Origin of the sequence: Streptomyces sp. CA-243310, from assembly GCF_050936775.1 — a bacterium.
Taxonomy (GTDB): domain Bacteria; phylum Actinomycetota; class Actinomycetes; order Streptomycetales; family Streptomycetaceae; genus Streptomyces.
The window spans coordinates 1469768-1494746 of sequence record NZ_JBNJMF010000001.1; the positions used below are offsets into that span (position 1 = coordinate 1469768).

Sequence of the window (24979 nt, forward strand, 5' to 3'; positions counted from 1 at the left end):
TAGACGAGCACGAGCACACGTACAGGATTGCGAGCACCGGTGCAGAAGAAGCGGTCTCGGAAGAACGGCACCGCCAGCGCCGACGGCCCCGCCATCGCAGGACGTCGCGTCCGCGTGCGCCGCAGGCTGGTGATCGGTGTGGCCGTCGCCGGCCTCACGGTCCTGGTTGCCGGCGCGCCCGCCGTCGTCTCCGCGACGAGAGAACTGAACGACTCCCAAAGGCTGGTCACGCTCGCCGAGCAGACCCGGGCGGCCCTCACCCTGGCGCACCTGATCGGCGACGAACGCGACGCCGTCATCGAGTACGTCGCCAAGGGACGCCCCGCCTCCGGCAAGAGCGCCGTCCAGGAGCGCACCGCGCGCACGGACCGGCAGCTCGAAGAGGTCCGTGCGGAGGCCGACGAGGACCTGTCCGTCGCCCTCGGCCGGATCGGGGCCGTCCGCAGCGAGGCGCTCGACGGCAAGGGCGGCGCCCTCGACGCGCACCAGGCCTACGCCGGCGTCATCGCGGACCTCATGGCACCGGGCGACCGGCTCGTCGAACTGACCCCGCCCCGCGCGGAGGCCGCGCTGGTCACCACCCGGCCGCTGGCCCCCCTCGGACAGGCCGTGGAACAGGCCGGCGCCACCCGCGGCCTGTTGCTCGCGGCCCTGGCCGTCCCGCGCTCCGAGCAGGCCGTGAGCCTGGCGCCCGTCGACGAACTCACCGTCGCCGCCCAGCGCTCCCGGGTCCGGGAACAGGCCGCCCTCGACGACTTCTCGCGGACCGCGCGACCGGACGTACGGGAGACGCTCGCCGCCACCGTCACCGGACCCGAGGTCAAGACCGCCGACGAGTACCTCAAGCGGCTCACCGACCGACCGACCCTGAACTCGACCGACCGCAAGGTCGACCGCGCCGCCGTGGGCGCCGCGCTCACCGCCCGCGTCGACCGGATGCAGTCGGTCGAATCCACGCTGGCGAGCCGACGGGCCACCGCCCTCGCGACCCTGCGCGACGACGACGTGACCCGTCTCGAACTGCTGATCGCCTTCGTGGGCGTGTTGTTCCTGTTCGTGGTCGGCTTCTCGACGGCCGTCGCCCGCTCCCTGACCCGGCCGCTCTCGGTGCTCCGCCGGGGCGCCCAGCGATTGGCCACCCCGGAGGGCTCCGTCGAGCCGGTGCGCTTCACCGGCCGCAACGACGAGTTCGCCGAGGTCGTCCGCCACCTGAACGCGGTACGGGACCAGACGGTCTCCCTGCACACCCGGATCGCCGGACTCGACGCCGACCGGCGCCGCCTCATCGGCCGCAACGAGGCACTGACCTCCGGCCGCGAGGCCCTGGACGCCGAACTCAGGCAGCTGCGGGCCGGGCTCGAAGAGCACCGCCGCGTCATGTCGACGACGTCGGTGTCCCTGTCCCTGCGCACCCTGGGTCTCGTGGAGCGCCAACTGGCGGTCATCGAGGAGCTGGAGTCCGAGGAGCAGGACCCGGACCGGCTCGCGACCCTGTTCAAGCTCGACCACCTCGCGACGGTGATGCGCCGTCACAACGAGAACCTGCTGGTCCTCGCCGGCCAGGAACACGGCCACGGACAGGCCCTGCCGGTGCCGCTGGTCGACGTCATGCGGGCCGCCGTCAGCGAGATCGAGCGGTACGAGCGCGTCGACCTCGCGGCGATGCCCTCGTACACGCAGGTCGCCGGGCACGCCGCCGACGACATCTCGCACGTGCTCGCGGAACTGCTGGAGAACGCGACGACCTTCTCGCCGCCGGACGTCAAGGTGAAGGTGTCCGGCCGGCTGCTGGACACCGGCGAAGTGGTGCTGTCCGTACTGGACGAGGGCATCGGCGTCACCGAGGACCGGATGGCGTCCCTCAACGCCCGACTGGCCACCCCCGAGGCGTACGACGAGGAACCCGAGGCCGAGCACGGCCTGGGCCTCGGGCTGTACGTGGCCGGCCGGCTCGCCGCCCGGCACGGCGTCACCGCCGAACTGCGGGCGCCCCGGCACGGCGGGACCGAGGCCCTCGTGGTCGTCCCGGCGACGCTGCTGCCGACCACGCCGCCCGCCTCGCCGCTGCACTCCCTGGCCACGCCCGGCGCGTCCGGGCTGCGCCTGCCCGGGGCCGTCGCCGAGGCGAACGAGAACACCCTGATGTCCCAGCGGACGCCTCCGGCGGCGGACCCGGTCGTGGAGGCCGCGGCCGAGCCCGCGCACGAACCGGCGGCCGAACCGGCCGGGGATCCGGGGATCGCCGCCGACCTGGCCGCCGCGTTCGGCGACCCGGTCGTGGACACGGACGTGACGGCGGACGCGGCAGTAGACGCGGCCGTGGACGCCGGGTCCGGCAAGGGGACGGACCCCGTTCCGGGACCGCTCTCGGACCCGGAGGCCGAACCGCTCGCCGAGACCGAGGCCGCGTTCGACGCCGCGTTCGAGGCCGAGGTCCAAGCCGAGTTCGAGGCCCGTGCGGACTCCGAGCCGCTTGCGACCGCCGACCGGGCGGGCACCGTCCCCGCGTGGGCGCCGCAGGAACCGGCGTCCGCCGAAGAGCCGGCCGCGCCGGCCGCGAGCGCCGCCCCGGACGGGCCGAGCGACCCGGGCGACGCCACGGACGAGGCCGCGGGCGAGAGTACGGACGACGCCGCGAACGAGGCCGGCCACGCGAGCGACGCCCCGGCAGCCGTCCCGGATCCGCAGCCCGTGCTCTCCGCCGACGAGGAACTCCTCGCCCGGGTGGTGTCGGAGGCCGACGCAGAGGCCTTCGTGACCCCGGACGCCCGGACGGCCCCGGCCGAGCAGGCCTTCACGGTGCCCGACCCCGACCCCGAGGCCGCGGCACCGGGCGACGCGGACCCCGCCCAGGGCCTGCCCCGCCGGACACGGCCCGACGCGGCACCGGGACTGCCCGTGCGGTCCGCCGCCGCGGCGCCCGATCCGCACCGGCGGGCCGACGCCGAGGACCACTGGGTCCCGCGCCAGGCCGGCCACCCTGAAGACGTCCTGACCGACAAGGGACTCCCCAAGCGGACCCCGCGCAACGTGGCCACCGGAGGTCGCCCCGCCGACGCGCGGCCCGAACCGCGCCGGGTGGACGCCGACGAACTGCGCCGCAGGCTCGGCGGGTTCTACCAGGGGACCCAGGACGGCAGACGTGTCGTCGAGGCCGAGCTCGCACAGGACCGCGGGCAGGACCGGCGACAGACCGACCAGGGGGACACCGCACAGGAGGCACGCACATGACCGCGCCCAGTACGTACGGACTGAGCACCCAGGCCCGCAACCTGCAGTGGCTGCTGACCGACCTGGTCAAGGAGGTCCCCGGCGTCAACTCCGTCGCCGTCGTCTCCTCGGACGGGCTCCTGCTGCTCTCCTCCGAGCCGCCGGCGCAGTCCCCGCAGGACCGGCCCAAGGGCCCCCGAGGGGCCTCGGCCGACCTCGCCACCATCGTGTCCGGGCTCGGCAGCCTGACCACGGGCGCCGCCTCCCTCATGGACGGCGGCTCCGTGAAACAGACCATGGTGGCGATGGAGCACGGTTCCGTCTTCGTCATGGTCATCAGCGACGGCTCACTGCTCGGCGTGCACGCCACGCCCGACTGCGACATGAGCGTCGTGGCCTACCACATGGCCCTGTTCGTCGGCCGCGCCGGCCACGTACTGACCCCCGAAGTCCGCAGCGAGCTGCGCCAGTCGATGGAGAGCACCCCGTGAGGAGTCCGGCTTCCGACCGGCTGCCGATACGCGGCGCCGACCGCCGCCCCGCCCGCGTCCGCCCGTACTCGCTGACGGGCGGCCGGACCCGGTTCACGCAGGTCCTGCTGGTGGAGACCTTCGTCGCCGCCCTCGACAGCGGTCCCGTCGTCACGCCCGACCGGATGCCCGAGATGCCCACCATAGTCGAGGTGTGTCGCCGCATGCGGACGATCGCCGAGATAGCGGCGCTCCTGAAACTGCCGCTCGGTGTGGTCCGGGTCCTGGTCAGCGACCTCGCCGACCAGGGCCGGATACGCGTCTACGGCACGGGACACGGCACCGGCCGTCCCGAACGCGCACTGCTCGAAAGGGTGCTCAGTGGTCTTCGCCGTCTCTGACCGTCACATCGACGTCCCCCCTGACGACGAGCCCGCCCAGTCCTGGCAGTACGACCGCTCGCGCGCGCCCGTGGCCGTCAAGGTGCTGGTCGCGGGTGGATTCGGCGTCGGCAAGACCACGTTCGTGTCCTCCCTCTCCGAGATCACCCCGCTGCGCACCGAGGCGGTGATGACGCAGGCCAGTGAGCCCACCGACGACCTGTCCGGGACCCCGGACAAGAGCACCACCACCGTCGCGATGGACTTCGGCCGCGTCACGCTCGCCGACGACCTCGTCCTGTACGTGTACGGCACCCCGGGCCAGGAACGGTTCTGGTTCATGTGGGACGACCTGGTGCGCGGGGCCATCGGCGGCCTGGTGCTGGCCGACACCCGCCGGCTGCGCGACGCCTTCCCGGCCCTCGACTACTTCGAGAGCTGTGGCCTGCCGTACGCCGTCGCCGTCAACCACTTCGAGGGCTCCGCCTCCTACGCGGAGGAGGACGTGCGCGAGGCGCTCACCGTCCCGCCCCACGTCCCCGTGGTGATCATGGACGCCCGGCGGCGGGCGACCGTCGTCGAATCGCTGCTGGCCCTCGTGGGTCACGCCCTCGACGCCACTCCCGAATAGATCCACCAGGTCAGGCGGCCTGACAGACCCGAATCGAGAACGTGATGCGCAAGATACTCGTCGTGGGAGCCGGTCAGTCCGGTCTTCAGCTCGCCCTCGGACTCCAGTCCAAGGAGTACGAGGTCACCCTGATGTCCAACCGGACGGCGGACGAGATCCGCACCGGACGGGTCATGTCCACGCAGTGCATGTTCGACACGGCGCTCCAGCACGAGCGGGACCTCCAGCTCGACTTCTGGTCGCGGCAGGCGCCCAGGATCAAGGGGCTGGGCGTCTCGGTCGCCGCCCCGGACGGCGGCCGGGCCGTCGACTGGCTCGGCCGGCTCAAGGGGGACGCGCAGTCCGTCGACCAGCGCGTGAAGATGGCCGGCTGGCTGGACACCTTCGTGCAGCGCGGCGGGCAGTTGGTCGTGCACGGGGCGTCCGTCGCCGACCTGGACTACTTCTCCCGCGCCTACGACCTGGTCCTGGTCGCCGCCGGCAAGGGCGAGCTGGTGTCGATGTTCGGGCGGGACGCGGCGCGTTCCCCGTACGACGCCCCGCAGCGCGCGCTCGCGGTCAGCTACGTGCACGGCCTGGGGCCCCGCCCCGAGCACCCGGAGACGGAGGCCGTGCGCTGCAACCTGGTGCCGGGCGTCGGCGAGCTGTTCGTCATGCCGACCCTCACCACGTCGGGCCGCGCGGACATCCTGTTCTGGGAAGGCGTCCCGGGCGGCCCGATCGACGCGTTCAAGGGCACGACGGACCCCTCCGCGCACCTGGCGCTGGCCCTTGAGCTGATGGAGAAGTTCACGCCGTGGGAGCACGCGCGGGCCACGAAGGTGGAGCTGACCGACGCGGGCGCGACCCTCGCCGGCCGGTACGCGCCGGTGGTCCGCAACCCGATCGGCCGGCTGCCCGGCGGCGGGCTGGTGCTGGGCGTGGCGGACGTGGTCGTGGCGAACGACCCGATCACCGGGCAGGGCTCCAACTCGGCGGCCAAGTGCGCGGCCTCGTACCTCTCGTCGATCCTCATGCACGGCGACAAGCCGTTCGACGAGGCGTGGATGAAGGCCACGTTCGACAAGTTCTGGTTCACGACAGGCAAGCCGGTCACCCAGTGGACCAACGCCATGCTGGGGGTCCCGCCGGAGCACGTGCTGAACCTGATCGGTGCGGCCGGGCAGCTCCAGCCGGTGGCGGATCGATTCGCCAACGGCTTCGACAACCCGGCCGACTTCGACGCGTACTTCTACGACCCCGAGGACGCGGCCGACTACCTGGCCGAGGTCACGGCCACCGTGGCCGCGGGAGCCTCCTCCGCCGAATAGCCGGTGTCATCCCCCGCCGCGGCCGACCCGGGCAGTCGCGGCGGGGTGTACGAGGCGAGGGGCGCCCCTGCCGCGTCCGGCCGGACGGCCCCGAGGACCGGATTCGCGGCGATCGGCGACACCTTGACGGTGGCTCCCGGTCGGGGTGCCTGGATCACCTTGCCGTCACCGATGTACAGGGCCACGTGCGTGGCGGTGGGGAAGTACACCACCAGGTCCCCCGGCCGGAGCCGGTCCAGGGGGACCCGGGGCAGCCGGGCCCACTGGTCCTGGCTGGTCCGGGGGATCGCCCGCCCGGCGTGCTCCCAGGCCCGGGAGGTCAGCCCGGAGCAGTCGAAGGACCCCGGCCCCTCCGCGCCCCAGACGTACGGCTTCCCGATCTGCGCGGCCGCGTACGTGAGGGCCTCCCCGCCGGCGGCCGTCGGCGTACGGGCGCTCACGGCCCCCGGGGTACCGAGCCGGCCCGAATCCACCAGCTCCCGTTGCGCCTCGGCGGTGTCCGCGGCCTCGCGGCCGTCGAGCTGCGCCAGTTGTTCCGCGCTCAGCGAGGCCAACAGCCGCTCGACCTCCTTGAGCCGGCCCGTCACCTCGTCCCGCTGCTTCTTCTGTTCGGCGGTCAGCGCCCGCTGGGCGTCGAGGGCCTTGCGGGCCGCGCCGGCCAGCGCCCCGGCCCGCTGTTCGCCCCGCTCCAGCCGGGCCAGTACACCCGCCGTCCGGGCCCCCTCGCGCGCGGCGAGCCGGCGTTGGTCGGCCGCGTTCTGGAAGTCCCCGAGGAGCAGCATGCGGACGTACGGGGGGACGCCGGCGCGCGACCCCTGGTACTGCTCCCGGGCCAGCCGGCCGACGACGGCCCGCTCGGTCTGCAGCGCGGCCCTGGCATGGGAGAGCCCGGCGGTGGAGCGGTGTTCCTCGTCCTGGCGGGACTTGAGGGCGACCTCGGTGGAGTTGTAGGCCTCGGCGGCCTGTTCGGCCTTCTGGTACAGGCCTTGGAGGCGGGTGAGCAGGACGCCGACGGGCTCCGCGGCCGGGGCGGCCGGCAGCGGTTCGGCGTGGGCGAGGGGCGGGGGACCGGCCGTCATGAGGAAGGCGGCGGCCACACAGGCGACACGGAGCAGTCGAATTGTCATGTAATCACCTCCGGGGCGGCCGATGCTGCCACGCCCGGTATGACGAATCCTCCACGCGGGGCCGGCGGCGAGGTCCCGGCCACCCGTCCGGCCCCACGCGAAACCCGTTGGCCCACATCCGGTTCGCGCCCCGAGCCCGAGCCCGAGCCCGAGGCCCCGGGGCGCGGCCCGTCAGGGACCCAGCAGGCGGGCCTTGGCCGCACTGAACTCCTGCGGGGTCAGCAGCCCCTCGCGGGCGAGGGCGGCCAGTTGCGCCAGCTCCCGCACGAGCCCCTCGCCCGGACCGGTCGACCCGTGCGGGGCCGGTCCCGCCGAGGCGTCGGTGCCGGCGTGGGCGTCGACTTCCGTGTCCGGGTCCTGGTCCTGGTATTGATCCGGGTCCGGGTCCTGGTACCGGTCCGCGTACCGCGCGGCCGGCGGGACGGGGTTCGGGGGCCGTGCGGCGTTCCGACCGGGGTCCGGGGTGCCCGAGGCCCGCGCCAGGAGGCCGCGGAGCAGCGGTCGGCCCGGCGGCCGGTCGGCCCGGGCCGGCGCCGCCGCCACGGGTCTGATGAACATCAGGCCACCACCCCCACCCGCTCGGCCGGGATCCGGACCGACCCGACGATCCGCCCGCCCGCCGCCCGTACCGCGACGGCCGCGTCCTCGGCCCACACGTGCTCGACGACCAGCAGGAGCGCGCAACTGCCGAGTTCCAGCAGCTCCGCCGCCTCGCGGACGTCCTCCGGGCCGATCAGCCGGGTCGCCTCCCGATGCGCCAGCAGGCCCGCCAGCTCCACGAACTCGTCGAACTCGGACGCCATGACCTCCCCGGACGCCGTCCGCGTGGCCACGAGACCGTCGATCAGCCGTACCACCCCGGCCTTGCGGAGCCCCATCACGGCCTCGACGGCCGGGACCCGCAACTGTTCCTCCGGAAAGGCCAGGACGATGAACTCCACAGGACCCATGGGGCGAGACTCCCGATTCCGATGGTCCGACCGTTTGTGACGACTCTTCGGCACTCTATGACATAAACGGACATACGCCCCGCGCCCTTGCTACGTTTCCCCGTATGACCGCACTGACGGCGAAGGTTGCGGAGCCCACCCCGCCCCCACCCCGCGGCGACCGCGCCACCAAGCGTCGCGGCGTCGAGCTCGCGCTGCTCATCGGGGCAGTCCTGATCTCCGTACTCGGTCACCTCCACGTCGGCCACGCGTCCACCGGCCGGCTCCCCGAGGGCTCCTCGCACTACGCGGCGGGACTCTTCGGCGCGGCCCTCCTCGCCCACCTCGCCGTCCGCTTCGGCGCCCCCCACGCCGATCCGCTCGTACTGCCGATCGCGTTCCTGCTCAACGGCCTCGGCCTCGTCCTCATCCAACGGCTCGACCTGACCACCCCCCACCACCTCACCGCGGGGGAGCAACTGCGCTGGTCCGCCCTGGGAGTCGTGCTGTTCGTGCTCGTCGTCGGGGTGCTGCGCGACCACCGGGTGCTCCAGCGGTACGCGTACCTGTCCGTCGCCGTCGCCCTCGTGCTGATGCTGGTGCCCGTCTTCTTCCCGGCCGTCAACGGGGCCCACATCTGGATCCGCCTCGCCGGCCTCTCCTTTCAGCCGGGGGAGTTCGCCAAGATCCTGCTCGCCGTCTTCTTCGCCTCCTACCTCGCCGCGAACCGCACCGCCCTCGCCCTCGGCGGCCGGCGGCTCTTCTGGAAGCTCAAGCTGCTTCCCGGCCGGGTTCTCGGGCCGATCCTCACGATCTGGCTGCTCAGCGTCGGGGTGCTGATCCTGGAACGGGACCTCGGCACCTCCCTGCTCTTCTTCGGCCTCTTCGTGATCATGCTCTTCACGGCCACCGGCCGGATCGGCTGGATCGCGATCGGGCTGCTGCTCGCCGCCGTGGGGGCCTACGCGGTCGCGACGTTCGAGCCCCACGTGCACAGCCGGGTGGACGATTGGATGACTCCCTTCGCCTCCATCGACCGGGGCGAGGGCCCCGGCCAGCTCGCCCAGTCCCTCTTCGCCTTCGGCGCCGGCGGGCTCCTCGGCGCCGGCCTCGGCCACGGCCAGTCCTTCCTCATCGGGTTCGCCGCCAAGTCCGACTTCATCCTGGCCACCGCCGGCGAGGAGCTGGGGCTGGTCGGCCTGGCCGCGATCCTGGTCCTCTACGGGCTCCTCGTGGACCGGGGCTTTCGCACCGGACTCGCGCTGCGCGACCCCTTCGGACGGCTGCTCGCCACCGGACTCGCCTCGATCCTCGCGCTCCAGGTGTTCGTCATCGCGGGCGGGGTCACCGGGCTGATCCCGCTCACCGGCATGGCCATGCCCTTCCTGGCCCAGGGCGGCTCCTCCGTCGTCACCAACTGGATCATCGTCGCCCTGCTGATCCGACTCGGCGACTGCGCGCGCCGACCCCAGGCCATGGAACCGGAGGTCGCCGAATGATCCGGTACATCCGCTGGTGCGGGTACTTCTGCGCGGCGCTGATCGTCGCCCTGTTGTGCAACGTGGCCCGGGTGCAAATCTGGGAGTCCGCCGCCTACGGCGCCAACCCGGCCAACAAGCGCCCCGCCATCGCGCGGTACGCCGAGCCGCGCGGGGACCTCCTGGTCGACGGCCGACCCGTCACCGGCTCCCGCGACAGCGGCCAACTGCTGCGCCACGAGAGGACGTACGTCAACGGCCCGCTCTACGCCCCCGTCACCGGCTTCTCCTCCCAGACCTACGGGACCAGCTTCGTGGAGCGCGCCGAGGACGCCCTCCTCTCGGGCACCGACCCGGGACTCTCGGCCTTCCCGCTCTGGTACGACCTGGCCCGAGGCCGTCCGGCCGGCGGGAACGTCGCGACCACCGTCCGGGCCGCCCTGCAGAGCGCCGCGTACGCCGGGCTGGCCGGCAAGCGCGGCGCGGTCGCGGCCCTGGAGCCGGCCACCGGCAGGATCCTCGCCCTGGTCAGCAGCCCCTCCTACGACCCGGCCGTGCTGTCCGGCACCGGCACACGGGTCAAGGCGGCCTGGGAGCGGCTGAACGCGGACCCCGCCAAGCCGATGCTCAACCGGGCGCTGCGCGAGACGTACCCGCCCGGCTCCACCTTCAAGATCGTGACCGCGGCGGCCGCCCTGGAGGCGGGGGTGGTCACCGACGTGGACGCGCCCACCGAGACCCCCGACCCCTATCCGCTGCCCGGCACGAGCACCCTGCTGCCCAACGCGGGCACCGGTTGCGTCGACGCCTCGATGGCGGAGGCGGTCCAGTGGTCCTGCAACACGGTCATGGCCAAGATCGGTGTGCGGGTCGGCCTGGAGGGGATGGTGCGGGCCGCCCAGCGCCTCGGTTTCAACGACGACACGCTGCGGGTGCCGTCCTGGGTGTCGCGGTCGAACTTCGACACCGACATGAGCCCGGACCAGCTGGCCCTGTCCTCGATCGGGCAGTTCAACACGAAGGCCACCCCGTTGCAGATGGCGATGGTCGCCGCCGCCGTCGCCAACGGCGGCGAACTCAAGTCCCCGCACCTGGTGGACCGTACGACCCAGGACGACGGGGACCCGGTCCGGCGGGCGGACCAGCACACCCTGGGCCGCGCCATGAGTCCGGGCACGGCGATGCGGATGCAGGAGTTGATGGTCAAGGTGGTGCGGGACGGCACGGGCCGCAACGCGGCGATCCCCGGTGCGACGGTCGGCGGCAAGACGGGCACCGCGCAGCACGGCGTCGGCAACGCGGGCACCCCGTACGCCTGGTTCATCTCCTGGGCCAAGGCCGACGACGCCCCGTTCCCGGCGGTGGCCGTCGCGGTGGTGGTCGAGGACGCGGCGGCGAACCGCCGCGACATCAGCGGCAACAGCGCCGCGGCGCCGATCGCGCGGGCGGTGATGGAGGCGGCTCTGAAGAAGCCGTAGCCGGGGGCCGACCGGGTGTGCGGGCAACCGGGCCCTACGCGCCCTCGGAGCCCTCCGCGACGGCGTCGGCCACCTCCGCCACCCGTTCCCGTTCCTCGGCGGCGAACCGCTCGCGGTCCAGCGCCTCGGCGATCTCCTCGTCCTGGCTCATCAGCAGGTCCAGGTTGGAGTCGCCCATCTCGAAGACGCCCATGTCCAGGTACGCCTTCTGGAGCCGCTCGCCCCACAGTCCGATGTCCTTGACGCACGGCACGATCCGGCTGAACAGCAGCTTCCGGAAGAGGTGCAGGAACTCCGACTGCTCGCTGAACTCCTCGGCCTCCCTGCGCGAGATCCCGAAGTTCTCCAGCACCTCCACCCCGCGCAGCCGGTCCCGCATCAGGTAACAGCCCTCGATCACGAACTCCTCGCGCTCGCGCAGCTCGGCGTCCGTCAACTGCCGGTAGTAGTCCCGCAACGCCATCCGACCGAAGGCCACGTGACGCGCCTCGTCCTGCATCACGTACGCGAGGATCTGCTTGGGCAGCGGCTTGTCGGTCGTGTCGCGGATCATCCCGAACGCCGCCAGCGCCAGCCCCTCGATGAGGACCTGCATCCCCAGGTACGGCATGTCCCAGCGGGAGTCGCGCAGGGTGTCCCCGAGCAGCCCCTGGAGGCTGTCGTTGACCGGGTAGAGCATCCCGACCTTCTCGTGCAGGAAGCGGCCGAAGATCTCCGCGTGCCGGGCCTCGTCCATGGTCTGGGTGGCGGAGTAGAACTTCGCGTCCAGGTCCGGCACGGACTCCACGATGCGTGCCGCGCACACCATGGCGCCCTGCTCGCCGTGCAGGAACTGGCTGAAGTTCCAGGACGCGTAGTGCCGGCGCAGCTCGCCCTTGTCCTTGTCGGTGAGTTTGGCCCAGTGCCGGGTGCCGTACAGGGTCAACGCCTCGTCGGGGGTGCCGAGCGGGTCGTTCGGGTCCACCTCCAGGTCCCACGCGATGCGCTTGGCGCCGTCCCACTGCTTGTCCTTGCCCTTCTGGTACAGCGCGAGCAGCCGCTCCCGGCCGCCGTCGTACTCCCAGCTGAAACGGGCCGCGCCGGAGGCCGGGACCTGCCAGACGGCCTCGCCCGGGGCCGTGGTGTAGAGCTCGTGCGTCGACATGGACGCCCCTTCGTCTCACGTACTTCCGTGCAAGAGCGGACAGTTGGCAGCGTCACACGTTGGTAGACACGGGGTCAACAAGTCGTGCGCGGGGGATTGACGCCCTTGCTGACAAGCAGTCTCATAAGCAGTGACCGCCGGTGACCCGCCCGGCGGCGACCCCACACGACGGGCGAGGTGCCCCCGAGATGACGACCACGACCGACCGCACGGATCGCCGGGTCCTGCAGGACGCGCTCGGCCTGCTCAAGGACCGCGAACAGATCGCCGAACGACTGCTCGAATCCTCGGCCAAGCACTCCTTCGACCCCGACAAGGAACTCGACTGGGACGCCCCGCCGATCGAGGGCAAGTACTACTGGCCGCCCGAACTGCTCTCCCTCTACGACACCCCCATGTGGAAGAAGATGGGGGAGGAGCAGCGCATCGAGCTGTCCCGCCACGAGGCGGCGGCACTCGCCTCGCTCGGCATCTGGTTCGAGATCATCCTGATGCAGCTGCTCGTCCGACACATCTACGACAAGTCGCTGACCAGCAATCACGTCCGCTACGCGCTCACCGAGATCGCCGACGAATGCCGGCACTCCATGATGTTCGCCCGCATGATCCAAAAGGGCGGAGCCCCCGCGTACCCGGTCTCCCGCGCGAACCACAACCTCGCCCGCGTCCTCAAGACGATCTCCACCACCCCCGGCTCCTTCGCCTGCACGCTGCTCGGCGAGGAGATCCTGGACTGGATGCAACGGCTCACCTTCCCGGACGAGCGCATCCAGCCGCTGGTGCGCGGGGTCACCCGCATCCACGTCATCGAAGAGGCCCGGCACGTCCGCTACGCCCGCGAGGAACTGCGCCGCCAGATGCTGACGGCCCCGCGCTGGGAACAGGAACTCACCCGCATCAGCTGCGGCGAGGCCGCCCGCGTCTTCTCGCTGGCCTTCGTCAACCCGCAGGTCTACGACAACATCGGCCTCGACCGCCACGAAGCCGTCGCCCAGGTCAAGGCGAGCGGCCACCGGCGCGAGGTCATGCAGACCGGCGCCAAGCGGCTCACCGACTTCCTCGACGACATAGGAATCCTGCGCGGGGTCGGCCGCCGGCTCTGGCAGAGCTCCGGACTCCTGGCCTGAGGCGCCGCCCCGGGGGTTACCCTGCGGGCATGACCGTACGCGCGTACCGCAGGCTGAGCGTCGAGGAGCGACGGGCCCAACTCCTCGACGCGGCCCTGACGCTGTTCGCGCACCGGGCACCCGAGGAGGTCTCCCTCGACGACGTCGCCGAGGCGGCCGGTGTCTCGCGCCCCCTCGTCTACCGCTACTTCCCCGGCGGCAAGCAACAGCTCTACGAAGCCGCCCTGCGCTCCGCGGCCGAACTCCTGGAGCAGTGCTTCGCCGAACCCCAGGCCGGCCCCCTCACCCGGCGGCTGTCCCGGGCCCTGGACCGCTACCTGGCCTTCGTCGACGAACACGACGCGGGCTTCTCCGCCCTCCTCAACGGCGGCAGCGTGGTCGAGACCTCCCGCACCACGGCCACCGTCGACGGCATCCGCCGGGCCGCCGCCCAACAGATCCTCGTCCACCTCGGCGCCCCGGACCCCGGCCCGCGGCTGCGCATGATGGTCCGCACCTGGATCACCGCCGTCGAGGCGGCCTCGCTGATCTGGATCGACGAGGACAAGCAGCCCGGCGTGCAGGAGCTGCGGGACTGGCTGCTGGACCAGTTCATCGCCCTGCTCACGGCGACCGCCGCCACCGATCCGGAGACCGCCGCCGCCGCCCGCACTGCCCTGTCCCTGGAATCCGCGGACGGACCGGTCGGGGTGCTCGCCCGCCGCGTGATCCCCGTGGTCTCCGAGGCCGCCCACCTGCTGTGACACTGGAGGGGTGAGAAGCCAACCCACCCCCTTCGAGGGCGGCCCGATGGACGGCCGGACCCTCCCGATCCTCCTCGGCCCGACGGGGCACCCCGCCAAGTGGTACGAGATCCCGGTCCCCGCCCCGGACGGCGGCGCCCCGACGGTCCTGCTGTACGAGCGCGTCCCGGCGGGCTACTCGAAGCGGCTGGGCCTCCAGAAGGGCTGGAAGTACACCTTCGTCCCCTCGGGCACCAGGCCCAAACCCCGCTGGCCCTGGACCAAGACCCCACCCCCCGCGTAACGGGCCGAGGCGCCAGCCGCCTCCGCCCGGCCGCCGCCGCTCTCAGCCCCGCCGGCATTTGAGGCGCCCGGGTGAGCCGGTCCGGCGGCGACCCGTCCGGCGGTGCGTTGTTTCAGCCCCTGGGTGGGTGGACCCCGTTTCGTTCCGATGGGTCCAGCGGTGGCCTATTCCAGCCTCGCCGGCGTTTGAGGCGCCCGGCGCAGCCGGGGCCGGCAGCATCGACGTCGCACGGCACCGCCCCACCGCCCGGCAGTCGCACCCGTCCCGCCAGGCCGCAGCACCGCCCGGCCAGGGCCGCAGCACCGCCCGGCCAGGGCCATGGCACCGCCCGGCCAGGGCCATGGCACCGCCCGGCCAGGGCCACGGCACCCTCACCCGCCCGGCCAGGGCAACGGAAGGGTGACCACGGCCAACGCCCCACCCCCCGCTCCGCGCCGGAACTCCAGCCGCGCCCCGATGGCCCGGGCCTGTCCGACCGCGATGGTCAGCCCGAGCCCGTGCCCCTTGCCCTTCCCCGAGCGGGAGTCCGACCCGCTCCGGAAGCGTTGCGGGCCGTGCGCGATCAGGTAGTCGGGGTAGCCGTCGCCGTGGTCCCGTACGGTCACCACCGGCCCGTCCACCGTCAGGACCACCGGCGCACGCCCGTGCTTGTGGGCGTTGGCCACCAGGTTGCCGAGCACCCGTTCCAGCCGCCGCCGGTCGGTCTCCACGTGTGCGTCCCGGACGACGACCACCTCCGTGTCCGTCCCCGAGGCCCGCACCACTCTCCCGGCGAGCCGCGCGAGCTGGTGCAGGTCGGTATCCACGGCCTCGCTGTCCGAGTCCAGTCGGGAGATCTCCAGCAGGTCCTCGGTGAGTTGGCGCATCGTACGGACCCGCTCCCGTACGAGTTCCGTCGCCCGTCCCTCCGGCAGCAGTTCCGACGCCGCCTGCAAGCCCGTCAGCGGCGTCCGCAGCTCGTGCGCCACGTCCGCCGTGAACCTCTGCTCGCTCATCAGCTTCGCCTGGAGGCTGCCCGCCATCGTGTCCAGCGCGCCCGCGACCGTCGCCACCTCGTCCTGGTGCCGCGCGGGGTCCCGCGTCCGCGGATCGCCGACCCGCGCGTCGAGGTCCCCCTGGGTGATCCGCCGGGCGACCGTCGCCGTCTGGTGCAGCCGCCGGGTCACACGCCGTACGGCGAACGCCCCGACCAGCAGCGTTCCTCCGATCGCCAACAGGGAGGAACCGATGATCGCGTGGTCCAGGCCGCTGATGGTCCGTGCGCTCTGGCTGTAGTCGACGGCGGTGGCCAGGGCCCGACCGTCCGCGGGGCCCGCCGCCCACATCGTCGGACGGTCGTCGTGGGTGCCCACGACCGTTCCCTGCCGGCCACCGACCGCGAGTTCGCGCAGCGACGGCGGCAGCTCCGTCGGGTCCAGCCCCGAATCGGGGGGCAGGGCCTCGCCGGCCTCGTACGCGCGGGAAGCGTCGCGCAGCCTCTCCAACGCCTTGTCGCGCGCCGTCCCGACCGTCTGCCGGGTCACCTCCACGTGCACCAGCGCGCCCAGCACCGCCGCCAGCGAGCAGCACATGATCACGATGAAGCAGGCCGCCTTCCAGGTCAGCGAAGCGGTCCACGCCGGCAACCGATGCCTCACGACGAGGACCCGTCCGCCGCAGCCGTCCGCGAACCCGCGCCCGTCGTCGTATCCGTCCCCGTCCCCGTCCGCGAACGCGTCCCCGTCGCCGAACCCGCCCCCGGGGTCGCGTCCGTCGAAGGCTGCGGGCGCGCCGGCCCCGGCACCCGGACGATCTGCTCGCGCGTCGGCAGCATGGTGCGCTGTTTCCCGTCCCAGGACCAGGCGGTGATCAGCTCGTAGCCGTTGTTGCCGCTCGGAGCCCGCAGGATCACGTCCCGGCCGGCGAGTTCCACGCCGATCACGGTGTCGATGGTGGCCATGATCCGGTTGAGCCGCCCGTCGGGGTCCGCCGTGTAGGCCCGTACGGACAGCATCTTGTCGGGCAACTCGATCCCGACGACGATCTCGTCCTTCCCGTTCCCGGTGAAGTCCCGGTAGTACGGGCTCAGGACCGGACACTTCCCGGTCGGTTCCTTCCCGCACGCCAGAACCGCGTCGGCGGTCTCCCGGGGCATCCCGTCCGGGCCGACGTCGGCGTTCGGGTGCGCGCGCAGCTCGGCCTGGACCAGCGCCACCGGATCGACCTCGTGCACGTCCTGGTCCTCGACCCGGGGCAGCCCCGGCACGTATTCGGGCGGCGCGCCCCCCGGGTCGGCGGGCGGCACCACGGCCCCCTGCCGCCCCGGCCACAGGTTCACGGGCCCGCTCGCCGTCGGCGTCGGCCCGGCGGCGACCAGTTCGCCGGAGCCGCCGCAGCCCGCGACCGGGAGCAGCAGGACGGGCAGCAGCAAAACGGTGCGCGTCCGTACGGGGAGCGTCCTCACGGGGGCGGGCCATCCTCTCTGCGGCAGGCCGGTGACGGTCGGATTCCAGCCACCTTATGCAGAGATACATCCCTTTTGCTCACGTGTCCGCCCGGTGGACTCCGGGCCGATCCGGACGACACCGGCCCCCGCCGCCGCCCGCCCCCACCCCCCCCGACAAGGCGTCGGAGCGGGGTGTCAGCCCTCCGTGCGTCCGCGCCGCACCATCGCGAAGCCGAGCCCGGCGGCGCCGATGGCCGCGATGCCGCCGCCCGCCGCGAGCAGCAGCACGCCCTCGCCCGGACCGTCCGCCACCGTGTTCAGGCGCAACGCCTCCGCGGTCCCGCCCGCACGCGCCGCGGACTCCGTGGTGTGCGCCGAGACGGGGACGGCGTGTCCGTCGCGCGTCCCGGTCTTGTGGCCGTCGCCGAAGAGGGCGTGCGACGTGTTGCCGGCGGGACGGGTGTCACCGACCCACGACGTGAGCCGGCCGTCCGCCCGCAGCGAGACGTGCAGGTCGCCGGAACCGCCGACGTCGGTCGCGCCGTCCCGACCGGCCACCGTGGCGACCCGGGCGCCGTCGCGCAGGATCTCGGCCTCGTAGGCGTCGTCGGCCACCCGGTAGACCCGGGCCAGGGACTCGCCGTCCGCGAGGGAGAGGCTCTTGACCAGGGTCCGCTGCCCGGTCGACGCGGCCGGCACCCCGTCCGCGAGCGCGGCTGCGGTGGGCAGTGCCAGGAGGCTGCCGGCGCATGCGGTCACGGCGGCTGCGCGAACGAGACTGCGACGGCTGAGGGTGCTCACGGGAGGTCCTTCGTTGCGGGTCGGGTCCCGGCGCGTCCAGGCGGCCGGGCGTATTCGGGTGACATGCGGGCGTGTTCAGGTGCCATAAACGTAGGCGTCCGTCATTGCGGTACAGCGGTGCTTCTGTAACAGCAACCCGACGGGGTTCCGTCGGAGTCGTTACACGGGCCGTTACAGGACCGACCGCCGACCGCCGACCGCCGACCGCCCCGCAGAACCCGCAGGACCCGCCGGCCCCGCACGCCCCGCGCAGCCCCTCGTTCCCACGAGGAGCCCTGCGCCACTCCAACGACCGGGTTCGGCCCGAGGACCCGGCAGGGGGATTGTCCGTCGGCGGCCGGCCTGCTCCCATGGAGTGCGGGGGTGAGGACGATGCCCGGACTCAAGGTGCTGCCGAGCGGCCGGCCAGGCCGGGGCCGGCTGTACGTCAACCTGCCCGACGGCGAGGCGGTCGCCTGGTACGACCGGCGGGCCAATCGGGTCAGCCTGCTGTCCGACGCCCGCCGCGATGCGGTCCTGACGGCCCTGCGCCCGTACTTGACCGGCGACTACACCGTCGGCCCGCCCCCGGTGCCCACGGCGGCCGACCTGCTCCGCCTCGCCCTGCCCCCGGACGAGGACCTCGCCCCGAACCGTCCGGGGGAGCCCCTGGTGGGCGAGCTGACGTACGGCTCCCCGGGCGCCCGCAGCCGACACCGGATCCGCCGGGAACTCCAGGCCCTGGAACGGATGGGCGCCGAACTCGACGCACTGGAGAGCGAGGACTGCCGGGTCCTGCACGCCGTCCCGCTGCCCGACGGCGGCGTGATCGACCACCTCCTCATCGGGCCGCCCGGCGTCCTCTGCGTCCGCACCGTCCCCGGTCTCCGCCGGCGCGCCCGGATCGGGGACCTCCTGCTCACCGTGGGCCGGGCCGAACCCGGCCCGGAACCCCGGCTGGTCCGCCTCGCCGCCGCGTACGCCACCCGCGTGCTGACGGCGCCGGTCCTCCCCGCGCTCGCCCTCGTCGAGGCCTCGCACGTCGAGGTGGCCCCCACCCTGCGCGACGTACGCATCCTCCGGTCCGGCACCGCCGCCGCCCGGTTCGCCTCGAACCCGGCCACGCTCAAGCCCCCGGACGTCGACGCCCTGTACGCCCTCGCCCGCGACACCCGCACCTGGCTCCGCCCCACCCGGCGGCGAACCGGGGCCCGTGCGTAGCGAGCCGCCGTCGGCGCGGACCCGGCTGCCTTCGAGTGTCGCGCTCCGGCTCCTCGGCATAGCCTGAGGGCCTCCCCAGGGAAGGAGCGCGGCATGAGGGCTACCTGGAAGGGGGCCATCTCGTTCGGGCTGGTCACGATCCCGGTGCAGCTCTTCACGGCCACGGAGGAGCACGACATTCCGCTCCGCCAGGTGCACGCGAAGGACGGCTCACGCGTACGTCTGCGGCGCGTCTGCGAGGCCGAGGACGTGGAGATCCCGTACCACGAGATCACCAAGGGCTACGAGGCTCCGGACGGCAGCATGATCATGCTGTCCGACGAGGACCTCGCCGACCTTCCCCTCCCGAGCAAGAAGCTCATCGACGTGCTGGCGTTCGTGGACGCCTCGACGATCGATCCGCTGATGTTCTCCAAGGCCTACTACGTCGGCACGTCCGACCGCGCCGCCGCCAAGCCGTACGCCCTGCTCCGCGAGGCCCTCACCGAGTCCGGGCAGATCGCCGTCACGAAGATCGCCATCCGGTCGCGCGAGGCCCTCGCCGTGCTCCGCGTCCACGAGGACACCCTGGTCCTCCAGACCTGCCTGTGGCCCGACGAGGTCAGACCCGCCGCGGGCATCACCCCGGAGGGGGACGTGACGATCCGCCCCCAGGAACTCCGGATGGCCCGCTCGCTCATGGACATGCTCTCCCAGGACTTCGACCTGTCCGCGCTGCACGACGAGTACCAGGAAGCCCTCCAACAGGTCATCGAGGCCAGGCTCCAGGGCGTCGAACCGCCCCGCGGCGAGGAGGAGGCCGCCCCGACCGGCGGCAAGGTCATCGACCTGATGGCCGCCCTGGAGAACAGCGTCCGCGCGGCCAGGGAATCCCGCGGGGAGCCGGCCGCCGCGGACGGGGAGACGGACGCCGAGGTGCGCACGCTGCCCGTGCCCGGCAATACGCGGAAGGCCGCGGCGGAGAAGAGAACCGCCACGGACAAGAAGAGCGCCCCCGCGAAGAAGGCGGCGAAGACGACGACCGCGAAGACGACCCAGGCCCGCAAGGCCACCGGCTCCGCGGCGAAGAAGGCCACCGCCTCACCCAAGGACACCGGCGGCAAGAAGACCACCGCGACGAAGAGATCCGCGACGAAGAGCACCGCCGCGTCCGCGGCCAAGACGACGGGAACGGCCAAGACGACGGGAACGGCGAAGGCGACGACCGCGAAGACCGCGGCGGCCAAGAAGACGACCCGACGCGCGGCCTCCGCCTGACGATCCCGCGCCCGTCCACCCGCCACCCCCGGCCACCCGCCCGCCCGGCCCCCACCCGCCTGGCCTCCCTGACCGCCCGCTTCCTCCCGATCCGTGCCAGTCTGCTCACATGGCGCCGATCACGATGGTGGAAGGGCGCCGCATCTCGCTCAGCAACCTGGACAAGGTGCTGTACCCGGAGAGCGGCTTCACCAAGGGCGAGGTCCTGCACTACTACGCCTCCGTGGCGGATGCGATGCTGCCCCACCTCCACGACCGGCCGGTCTCGTTCCTGCGCTATCCCGACGGCCCGGACGGTCAGCTCTTCTTCACCAAGAACCCGCCGCCCGGCACACCCGAATGGGTGCGGACCACCCCGGTTCCCCGGTCCGAGGACCTCACCGCCGAGCAGGTCGTCGTCGGCGACCTTCCCACCCTCATGTGGGCCGCCAACCTCGTCGTCGAGTTCCACACCCACCAGTGGCCCGCCGCCGCCCCCGCCATCGCCGACCGGCTGATCCTCGACCTCGACCCCGGCCCGCCCGCCACCGTCGTCGAGTGCTGCGCCGCCGCGCTCTGGCTCCGCGAGCGCCTGGCCGCCGACGGGCTGCGCGCCTGCGCGAAGACCTCCGGCTCCAAGGGCCTCCACCTGATCGCGCCGCTGGAGCCGACCCCGTCCGAGCGGGTGTCCGCGTACGCCAAGGCCCTCGCCCAGGAGGCCGAACGCGCACTCCCGGACCTGATCGTCCACCGGATGGCCAAGAACCTGCGTCCCGGCAAGGTCTTCGTCGACCACAGCCAGAACGCTGCCGCCAAAACCACCGCCGCCCCCTACACCCTGCGCGCCCGCGCCCTCCCCACCGTCTCCGCACCCGTCTCCTGGGACGAGGTGGAGGCCTGCCGCGACCCCGCCGAGCTGGTGTTCCTCGCCGACGACATCCCGGCCCGGCTGGCCCGCGACGGCGACCTCTGCGCCCCGCTGCTCGACCCGGACCAGTCCGGCGGGCTGCCGTGAGCACGGTCCGGGTCGCGCTCGCCACCGCCGTCGCCACCCTGCCGCGCGAGCCGGGTCTCGCGTACGAGCCGAAGTTCGACGGCCACCGCCTCGTCGTCGTGCGCACGGCCGAGGAGGCGGTCCTCCAGGCCCGTTCCGGGCGCATCGTCACCGCCGCCTTCCCCGACCTCGCGGCGGCGGCGCTGCTGCTGCCCGCCGGGACCGTCCTCGACGGGGAGGTGGTCGTCTGGCACGCCGGGCGGACGGACTTCGCGCTCGTCCAGCGACGGGCCGCCGCCACCCCGGCCAGGGCCGCGCTTCTCGCCCGTACCCTGCCGGCCTCGTACGCCGCCTTCGACGTACTGGAACTGGCCGGTCTCGACGTGCGCGCCCGCCCGTACGAACGACGCCGCGCCCTCCTCGTCGACCTGCTGCTCCCGCTCGGCCCACCCCTGCAACCGGTGCCCATGACCACCGACCCGGAGCTGGCCGAGACCTGGTACGAGACCCTTCCCGCCGGCGGCGTCGAGGGCCTCGTCGTCAAACGGCTGGACCAGGCCTACCCGGCCGGCCGCCGCGGCTGGCGCAAGCTCCGCCACACCAACGTCCGGGACGCGGCCGTCGTCGGCCACACCGGCAGCCCGCGCCGCCCGCTCGCGCTGGTCCTCGTCCTCCCCGGCGAGGACGAGGAACCCCTGGTGTCCAGCCCGCTGTCCCCGGCACTGCGCACCGAACTGGCGGCGGCCCTCGCCCGGCGCGCGGAGACCGCCCCGGCCGGGGCGACCGTCACCGCCATCGGCCTGGGCGAGGTCCCGTACCGCCCGCTGGACCCGCCACTCGCGGCGGAAGTACGTCAGACCTCGGGCCGGCACCCGCCCCCGGAGGTCCTGCGCCTGCGCACCGACCTCCTCTGACCCGCGCGGATCCCTGACGGATCGCCGAAGCACGCCGACCGATCGCCGAAGCACGCCGACCTCCGACCCGCGCGGGCGGCACGGGTCGGAGGTCGGGCGGTGGGAGGTCGGGGCGGGGTCGGGCCCGGCCCAGGGGTCAGGCCCGAGGGTCAGGCCGGCTTCGCGCCGCCCAGCGGGGGCACCGTCGGCGGCTTCTTGTCCGCCGGAGGCCGCGGATTGGGGTGCTCGTACCCGGATTCCCGCTCGGCGCGGGCGTCCTCCTGGTGGCTGTGGCTCCGGGAACCGAAGTTCCCGTACCCCTGCATCTCGTGGGGCCGCAGACCGGTGGTGGGGAACTCCACGGGCTCTCGCTCCTCGGAGACCTCCAGCACCGCACCGCCGTCGGGCAGGTGGGGCTGGCTCTCGGTGGTGGGTGGCGCGGGCTCGTGCGCGCGAACCCGTTTGCCCAGCATGAAGCCGCCGAGCAGGAAGCCCACGACGATCAGTCCGACGACCAAGAGCCACGCGATGTTCGTGAGGGTCCTGTCCGCCGCGAGAAAGATCAGGTTCGTGTCCATGTGTAGTAGTTTCCCGCATTTCGCCCGGATTCACTTCCGCAGCATCGGAAACCTCCCCGCCCCGGGCGTCGCGGGCACGCGCTACCCCCGCAGCGGCCCCTCGGAATCCCGCAACCCGCCCGCGTCCCTCCCACCGAGCACCCCGAGGATCTCGGCGCAGATCGCCAAGGCCGTCTCCGCCGGGGTCCGCGCCCCGAGGTCCAGGCCGATCGGCCCGTGCACCCGCGCCAGCTGCGCCGCGCCCACCCCGGCCGCGATCAACCCCTCACGGCGCCGCGTGGTGGTCCGGCGGGAGCCGAGCGCCCCCACGTAAGGGATCCCGAGCGCCAGCGCCGTCCGCAGCGTCGGCACGTCGAAGTCCGGCTCGTGACTGAGCAGCACCAGACAGGCGGCGTCCCGATGATCCGCCAGGACCCTCGCGGCCTCCGCGGCCGACTCCACGACCGTCACCCCCCACTCCAGCAGCGCGGCCTGCCGCCCGATGATCTCGGCCAGCTCCCCGGTGCCCCCGATCACCACGTGCGGAGCGGACGGGTACGCCTCCACGAGCACCAGCCCCGAACCTCCGTACAGCGCGTCCCGCCCGGGCCGCCGGGTCGCCAACAACTCCCCGGCCCGCCGCGCGGCGTCATCCGGCGGCAGGTCCACGGCCCGCACCACCTCGCTCACCGCCCGATCGGCCGCCGCGTTCAACCGCGTCACCAGCGCCACCCCGGCCCCCTGCCCCAGCAGGTCCCACCACTCGCCCGGGACCGACACCAGTGGCTGCAACAACACCTCGGCCCGTCCACCACAGGTCAACCGCGCCTCGACGGCCTCCCCGGTCCCGACGGACAGCTCGCACACCCGCGCGCTCTCCCCGCCCCCCAAGCCCCCCGCCTCGACGACGAGTTCGGCATCGAAGACCCCCCGATACAGAGCCCCCACACACTCCCCGCCGGCATCCACCAACACCGCCCCGGCGGGATCCCGCGGCCCGAACCCCTGCTCGGTCACGGGCCGCGCCAGATAGGCCTCCCGCCCCTCGGCCACCCACCGCCGCGCCGTCTCCACCAACTCACGCATCGCGCCGCCCCATCCTCATCGTCAGAGCCCGCCACAAAGCACCTGGTCAGCGGCGCAAGGTGGCCTCACCCCCAACCTACGCACGCCAACCCCCACACCCCACCCCCCAAATCCCACAGACCCACCCCCCACCCCCTCGTACGGACCACCGGAACCCAGGGCCGCCCACGCCATGCCCTCCATGCCTCACCGGGCCCATCAGATCCACCACGCCACGCGGGCTCGTCCGCGCCCCCCCCGCATCCCCCGACCCCGAAGGTTCGGCACGCGGGCCCCCAAGCCCCCGGCCCGGCTGCCACCCAGCGACCGCCACGACGCCCTGGCCGCCGGCCCGCCCCCGGGCAAACTGCCGCCGCTGCTCGCCGCCTGGGCCGCGGTCCCCGAAGTCCTCACCCATGCGCCGCCCCCCGAGGAGACCCCGGTCGCACTCATCGGCCCGAACGACGAGGACGCCGTCACCCTCCGCACCGGGGTCCTGCGCGCCCTCGCCACCCCCCGACGGACAGGCCCTCACCGACGAGGCCCGGGGATACGCCGAACTCCCCGTCCTGGCCGCATGGTTCCAGCGCGCCCTGCGCGCCCACCCGGCCGCGGACGACACCGGTCCGCGTATGGTCGAGGTGCTCCGCGATACGCCTGCGCAACACGGCAGTTGGCCGCGCATACGCGAAGACCCCGTCTCAGCGAACTCGCTGATGGCGGGGTCTTTGGGCACTTCCTGCGAAGTGCCCCCGGCAGGATTCGAACCTGCGCACACGGCTCCGGAGGCCGTTGCTCTATCCCCTGAGCTACGGGGGCGCGTCCGCCGACTTGCGGCGACGGGTTGAACACTACCAGCTCTCACCGGGTGATCAGGAACTCGTTTACCGGGGAGTGGGGAGTGCGTCGCCCGCAGGGGGTGGAAGTGGCAAAAACCCGGACGCGGGGGCTGTGGCGGACCTACTCTCGAGTTGTGTCAGGCGCCTCGGGTCGGGTGCTTGTTGTCGACGACAACAAGGTCATCCGGCAGTTGATCAAGGTCAATCTCGAGCTGGAGGGCTTCGAGGTCGTGACCGCGAACGATGGTGCCGAGTGCCTGGACGTCGTGCATCAGGTATGTCCCGACGTGATCACCCTTGATGTGGTCATGCCCCGGTTGGACGGGTTCGGGGCGGCCGCGCAGTTGCGGGCCGATCCGCGGACGCGGCATCTGCCCGTCGCCATCGTCAGCGCGTGCACTCAGTACGAGGTCGAGGTCGGGATCGCCGCCGGTGTGGACGCGTTCCTCGCCAAGCCCTTCGAGCCCGCCGAGCTGGTGCGCGTCGTGCGCAGGCTGGCCGAGCGCCGGGACCGGCGCGAACGGAAAGGGACACCGGCGGGGAGAGGACGAGGGTGAGCCCGACGGGACGGACGGACGCCGGGACGGGACGGACCGACGCCGGGACGGGACGGAGGGACGCCGTGCCTGACGGTTCGCGCGCGCCCTGTCCTCTTGTAT

At 73.1% G+C, this 24979-nt stretch carries 24 protein-coding genes and 1 tRNA gene; 15 read left to right on the top strand and 10 right to left on the bottom strand.

Annotated features, from left to right (window positions below):
• Window positions 1–39 precede the first annotated feature (39 nt).
• Genes ACQEVM_RS06990 through ACQEVM_RS07010 form a run of 5 tightly spaced genes read left to right on the top strand, consistent with a single transcriptional unit; the run spans window position 40 to window position 6001 of the window.
• A complete protein-coding gene (locus tag ACQEVM_RS06990) occupies window positions 40–3231 on the top strand; it encodes a nitrate- and nitrite sensing domain-containing protein (protein WP_433076114.1) in 3192 nt (1063 codons plus the stop codon).
• Window positions 3228–3701 (top strand): roadblock/LC7 domain-containing protein, encoded by a 474-nt coding sequence (locus ACQEVM_RS06995; protein ID WP_433076116.1) that lies wholly within the window; start codon window positions 3228–3230, stop codon window positions 3699–3701. Before ACQEVM_RS06990 ends, ACQEVM_RS06995 begins: the two co-directional genes overlap by 4 nt.
• Window positions 3698–4081 (top strand): DUF742 domain-containing protein, encoded by a 384-nt coding sequence (locus tag ACQEVM_RS07000; RefSeq protein ID WP_433076118.1) that lies wholly within the window; start codon window positions 3698–3700, stop codon window positions 4079–4081. Before ACQEVM_RS06995 ends, ACQEVM_RS07000 begins: the two co-directional genes overlap by 4 nt.
• Complete coding sequence (locus ACQEVM_RS07005; protein WP_433076120.1) at window positions 4062–4691, top strand: GTP-binding protein; 630 nt, start codon at window positions 4062–4064, stop codon at window positions 4689–4691. The genes ACQEVM_RS07000 and ACQEVM_RS07005 overlap by 20 nt, the downstream gene beginning before the upstream one ends.
• Before the next feature lie 44 nt (window positions 4692–4735).
• Window positions 4736–6001, top strand: coding sequence for a styrene monooxygenase/indole monooxygenase family protein (locus tag ACQEVM_RS07010; RefSeq protein WP_433076122.1), 1266 nt, complete (start codon window positions 4736–4738; stop codon window positions 5999–6001).
• Here ACQEVM_RS07010 and ACQEVM_RS07015 read toward each other — a convergent pair.
• The 3 genes from ACQEVM_RS07015 to ACQEVM_RS07025 form a co-directional block, all read right to left on the bottom strand.
• Window positions 5947–7128, bottom strand: a complete 1182-nt coding sequence (locus tag ACQEVM_RS07015) for an NlpC/P60 family protein (RefSeq protein WP_433076124.1) — start codon at window positions 7126–7128, stop codon at window positions 5947–5949. The genes ACQEVM_RS07010 and ACQEVM_RS07015 overlap by 55 nt on opposite strands.
• A 171-nt stretch (window positions 7129–7299) precedes the next feature.
• Window positions 7300–7686, bottom strand: a complete 387-nt coding sequence (locus ACQEVM_RS07020; RefSeq protein ID WP_433076126.1) for a hypothetical protein — start codon at window positions 7684–7686, stop codon at window positions 7300–7302.
• Window positions 7686–8078 carry a DUF6325 family protein gene (locus ACQEVM_RS07025; RefSeq protein ID WP_053676480.1) on the bottom strand — a complete coding sequence of 131 codons (393 nt, stop codon included), beginning with the start codon at window positions 8076–8078 and terminating at the stop codon, window positions 7686–7688. The genes ACQEVM_RS07020 and ACQEVM_RS07025 overlap by 1 nt, the downstream gene beginning before the upstream one ends.
• 104 nt (window positions 8079–8182) lie before the next feature.
• Here ACQEVM_RS07025 and ACQEVM_RS07030 point away from each other — a divergent pair, with 104 nt between their 5' ends.
• Both ACQEVM_RS07030 and ACQEVM_RS07035 read left to right on the top strand, forming a co-directional pair.
• Entirely contained in the window at window positions 8183–9556 is a 1374-nt protein-coding gene (locus ACQEVM_RS07030) for an FtsW/RodA/SpoVE family cell cycle protein (protein ID WP_433076128.1), read from the top strand.
• Window positions 9553–11013, top strand: a complete 1461-nt coding sequence (locus ACQEVM_RS07035) for a penicillin-binding transpeptidase domain-containing protein (protein ID WP_433076130.1) — start codon at window positions 9553–9555, stop codon at window positions 11011–11013. Before ACQEVM_RS07030 ends, ACQEVM_RS07035 begins: the two co-directional genes overlap by 4 nt.
• Before the next feature lie 34 nt (window positions 11014–11047).
• Here the strand turns inward: ACQEVM_RS07035 and ACQEVM_RS07040 are convergent, their stop codons facing one another.
• A complete protein-coding gene (locus ACQEVM_RS07040) occupies window positions 11048–12157 on the bottom strand; it encodes a ferritin-like domain-containing protein (RefSeq protein WP_433076132.1) in 1110 nt (369 codons plus the stop codon).
• Window positions 12158–12345: 188 nt separating this feature from the next.
• On the opposite strand from ACQEVM_RS07040, the gene ACQEVM_RS07045 reads away from it, so the two are divergent.
• Genes ACQEVM_RS07045 through ACQEVM_RS07055 form a run of 3 tightly spaced genes read left to right on the top strand, consistent with a single transcriptional unit; the run spans window position 12346 to window position 14310 of the window.
• Complete coding sequence (locus ACQEVM_RS07045) at window positions 12346–13284, top strand: AurF N-oxygenase family protein (RefSeq protein WP_433076134.1); 939 nt, start codon at window positions 12346–12348, stop codon at window positions 13282–13284.
• Between the two features lie 29 nt (window positions 13285–13313).
• Window positions 13314–14027 carry a TetR/AcrR family transcriptional regulator gene (locus ACQEVM_RS07050; protein WP_433076136.1) on the top strand — a complete coding sequence of 238 codons (714 nt, stop codon included), beginning with the start codon at window positions 13314–13316 and terminating at the stop codon, window positions 14025–14027.
• A 10-nt stretch (window positions 14028–14037) separates the two neighbouring features.
• Window positions 14038–14310, top strand: a complete 273-nt coding sequence (locus tag ACQEVM_RS07055) for a hypothetical protein (protein ID WP_053676486.1) — start codon at window positions 14038–14040, stop codon at window positions 14308–14310.
• A 371-nt stretch (window positions 14311–14681) separates the two neighbouring features.
• Here the strand turns inward: ACQEVM_RS07055 and ACQEVM_RS07060 are convergent, their stop codons facing one another.
• The 3 genes from ACQEVM_RS07060 to ACQEVM_RS07070 form a co-directional block, all read right to left on the bottom strand.
• A complete protein-coding gene (locus ACQEVM_RS07060) occupies window positions 14682–15947 on the bottom strand; it encodes an ATP-binding protein (protein WP_433076138.1) in 1266 nt (421 codons plus the stop codon).
• Complete coding sequence (locus ACQEVM_RS07065; protein WP_433076140.1) at window positions 15944–16753, bottom strand: hypothetical protein; 810 nt, start codon at window positions 16751–16753, stop codon at window positions 15944–15946. The genes ACQEVM_RS07060 and ACQEVM_RS07065 overlap by 4 nt, the downstream gene beginning before the upstream one ends.
• Before the next feature lie 177 nt (window positions 16754–16930).
• Window positions 16931–17536, bottom strand: a complete 606-nt coding sequence (locus ACQEVM_RS07070; RefSeq protein ID WP_433076142.1) for a hypothetical protein — start codon at window positions 17534–17536, stop codon at window positions 16931–16933.
• A 372-nt stretch (window positions 17537–17908) separates the two neighbouring features.
• Here ACQEVM_RS07070 and ACQEVM_RS07075 point away from each other — a divergent pair, with 372 nt between their 5' ends.
• From ACQEVM_RS07075 to ACQEVM_RS07090, 4 genes are all read left to right on the top strand, one after another.
• Entirely contained in the window at window positions 17909–18736 is an 828-nt protein-coding gene (locus tag ACQEVM_RS07075; protein ID WP_433079854.1) for a nuclease-related domain-containing protein, read from the top strand.
• Window positions 18737–18829: 93 nt separating this feature from the next.
• On the top strand, window positions 18830–19993 hold the full coding sequence (locus ACQEVM_RS07080; protein WP_433076146.1) for a Ku protein: 1164 nt from the start codon (window positions 18830–18832) through the stop codon (window positions 19991–19993).
• Window positions 19994–20102: 109 nt separating this feature from the next.
• The gene (ligD, locus tag ACQEVM_RS07085) at window positions 20103–20987 is read left to right on the top strand and encodes a non-homologous end-joining DNA ligase (RefSeq protein WP_433076148.1); all 885 of its coding nucleotides are present in this window, start codon (window positions 20103–20105) and stop codon (window positions 20985–20987) included.
• Window positions 20984–21880, top strand: a complete 897-nt coding sequence (locus tag ACQEVM_RS07090; RefSeq protein WP_433076150.1) for an ATP-dependent DNA ligase — start codon at window positions 20984–20986, stop codon at window positions 21878–21880. The genes ligD and ACQEVM_RS07090 overlap by 4 nt, the downstream gene beginning before the upstream one ends.
• Window positions 21881–22029: 149 nt before the next feature.
• On the opposite strand, the gene ACQEVM_RS07095 is transcribed toward ACQEVM_RS07090, so the two are convergent.
• The 3 genes from ACQEVM_RS07095 to ACQEVM_RS07105 form a co-directional block, all read right to left on the bottom strand.
• Window positions 22030–22437, bottom strand: a complete 408-nt coding sequence (locus ACQEVM_RS07095; RefSeq protein ID WP_433076152.1) for a DUF6479 family protein — start codon at window positions 22435–22437, stop codon at window positions 22030–22032.
• An 81-nt stretch (window positions 22438–22518) separates the two neighbouring features.
• Window positions 22519–23502 carry an XdhC family protein gene (locus ACQEVM_RS07100; protein WP_433076154.1) on the bottom strand — a complete coding sequence of 328 codons (984 nt, stop codon included), beginning with the start codon at window positions 23500–23502 and terminating at the stop codon, window positions 22519–22521.
• Between the two features lie 726 nt (window positions 23503–24228).
• Window positions 24229–24300, bottom strand: a tRNA-Arg gene (locus ACQEVM_RS07105).
• A gap of 82 nt (window positions 24301–24382) precedes the next feature.
• On the opposite strand from ACQEVM_RS07105, the gene ACQEVM_RS07110 reads away from it, so the two are divergent.
• On the top strand, window positions 24383–24877 hold the full coding sequence (locus tag ACQEVM_RS07110; protein ID WP_267798022.1) for a response regulator: 495 nt from the start codon (window positions 24383–24385) through the stop codon (window positions 24875–24877).
• Window positions 24878–24979: the final 102 nt, after the last annotated feature.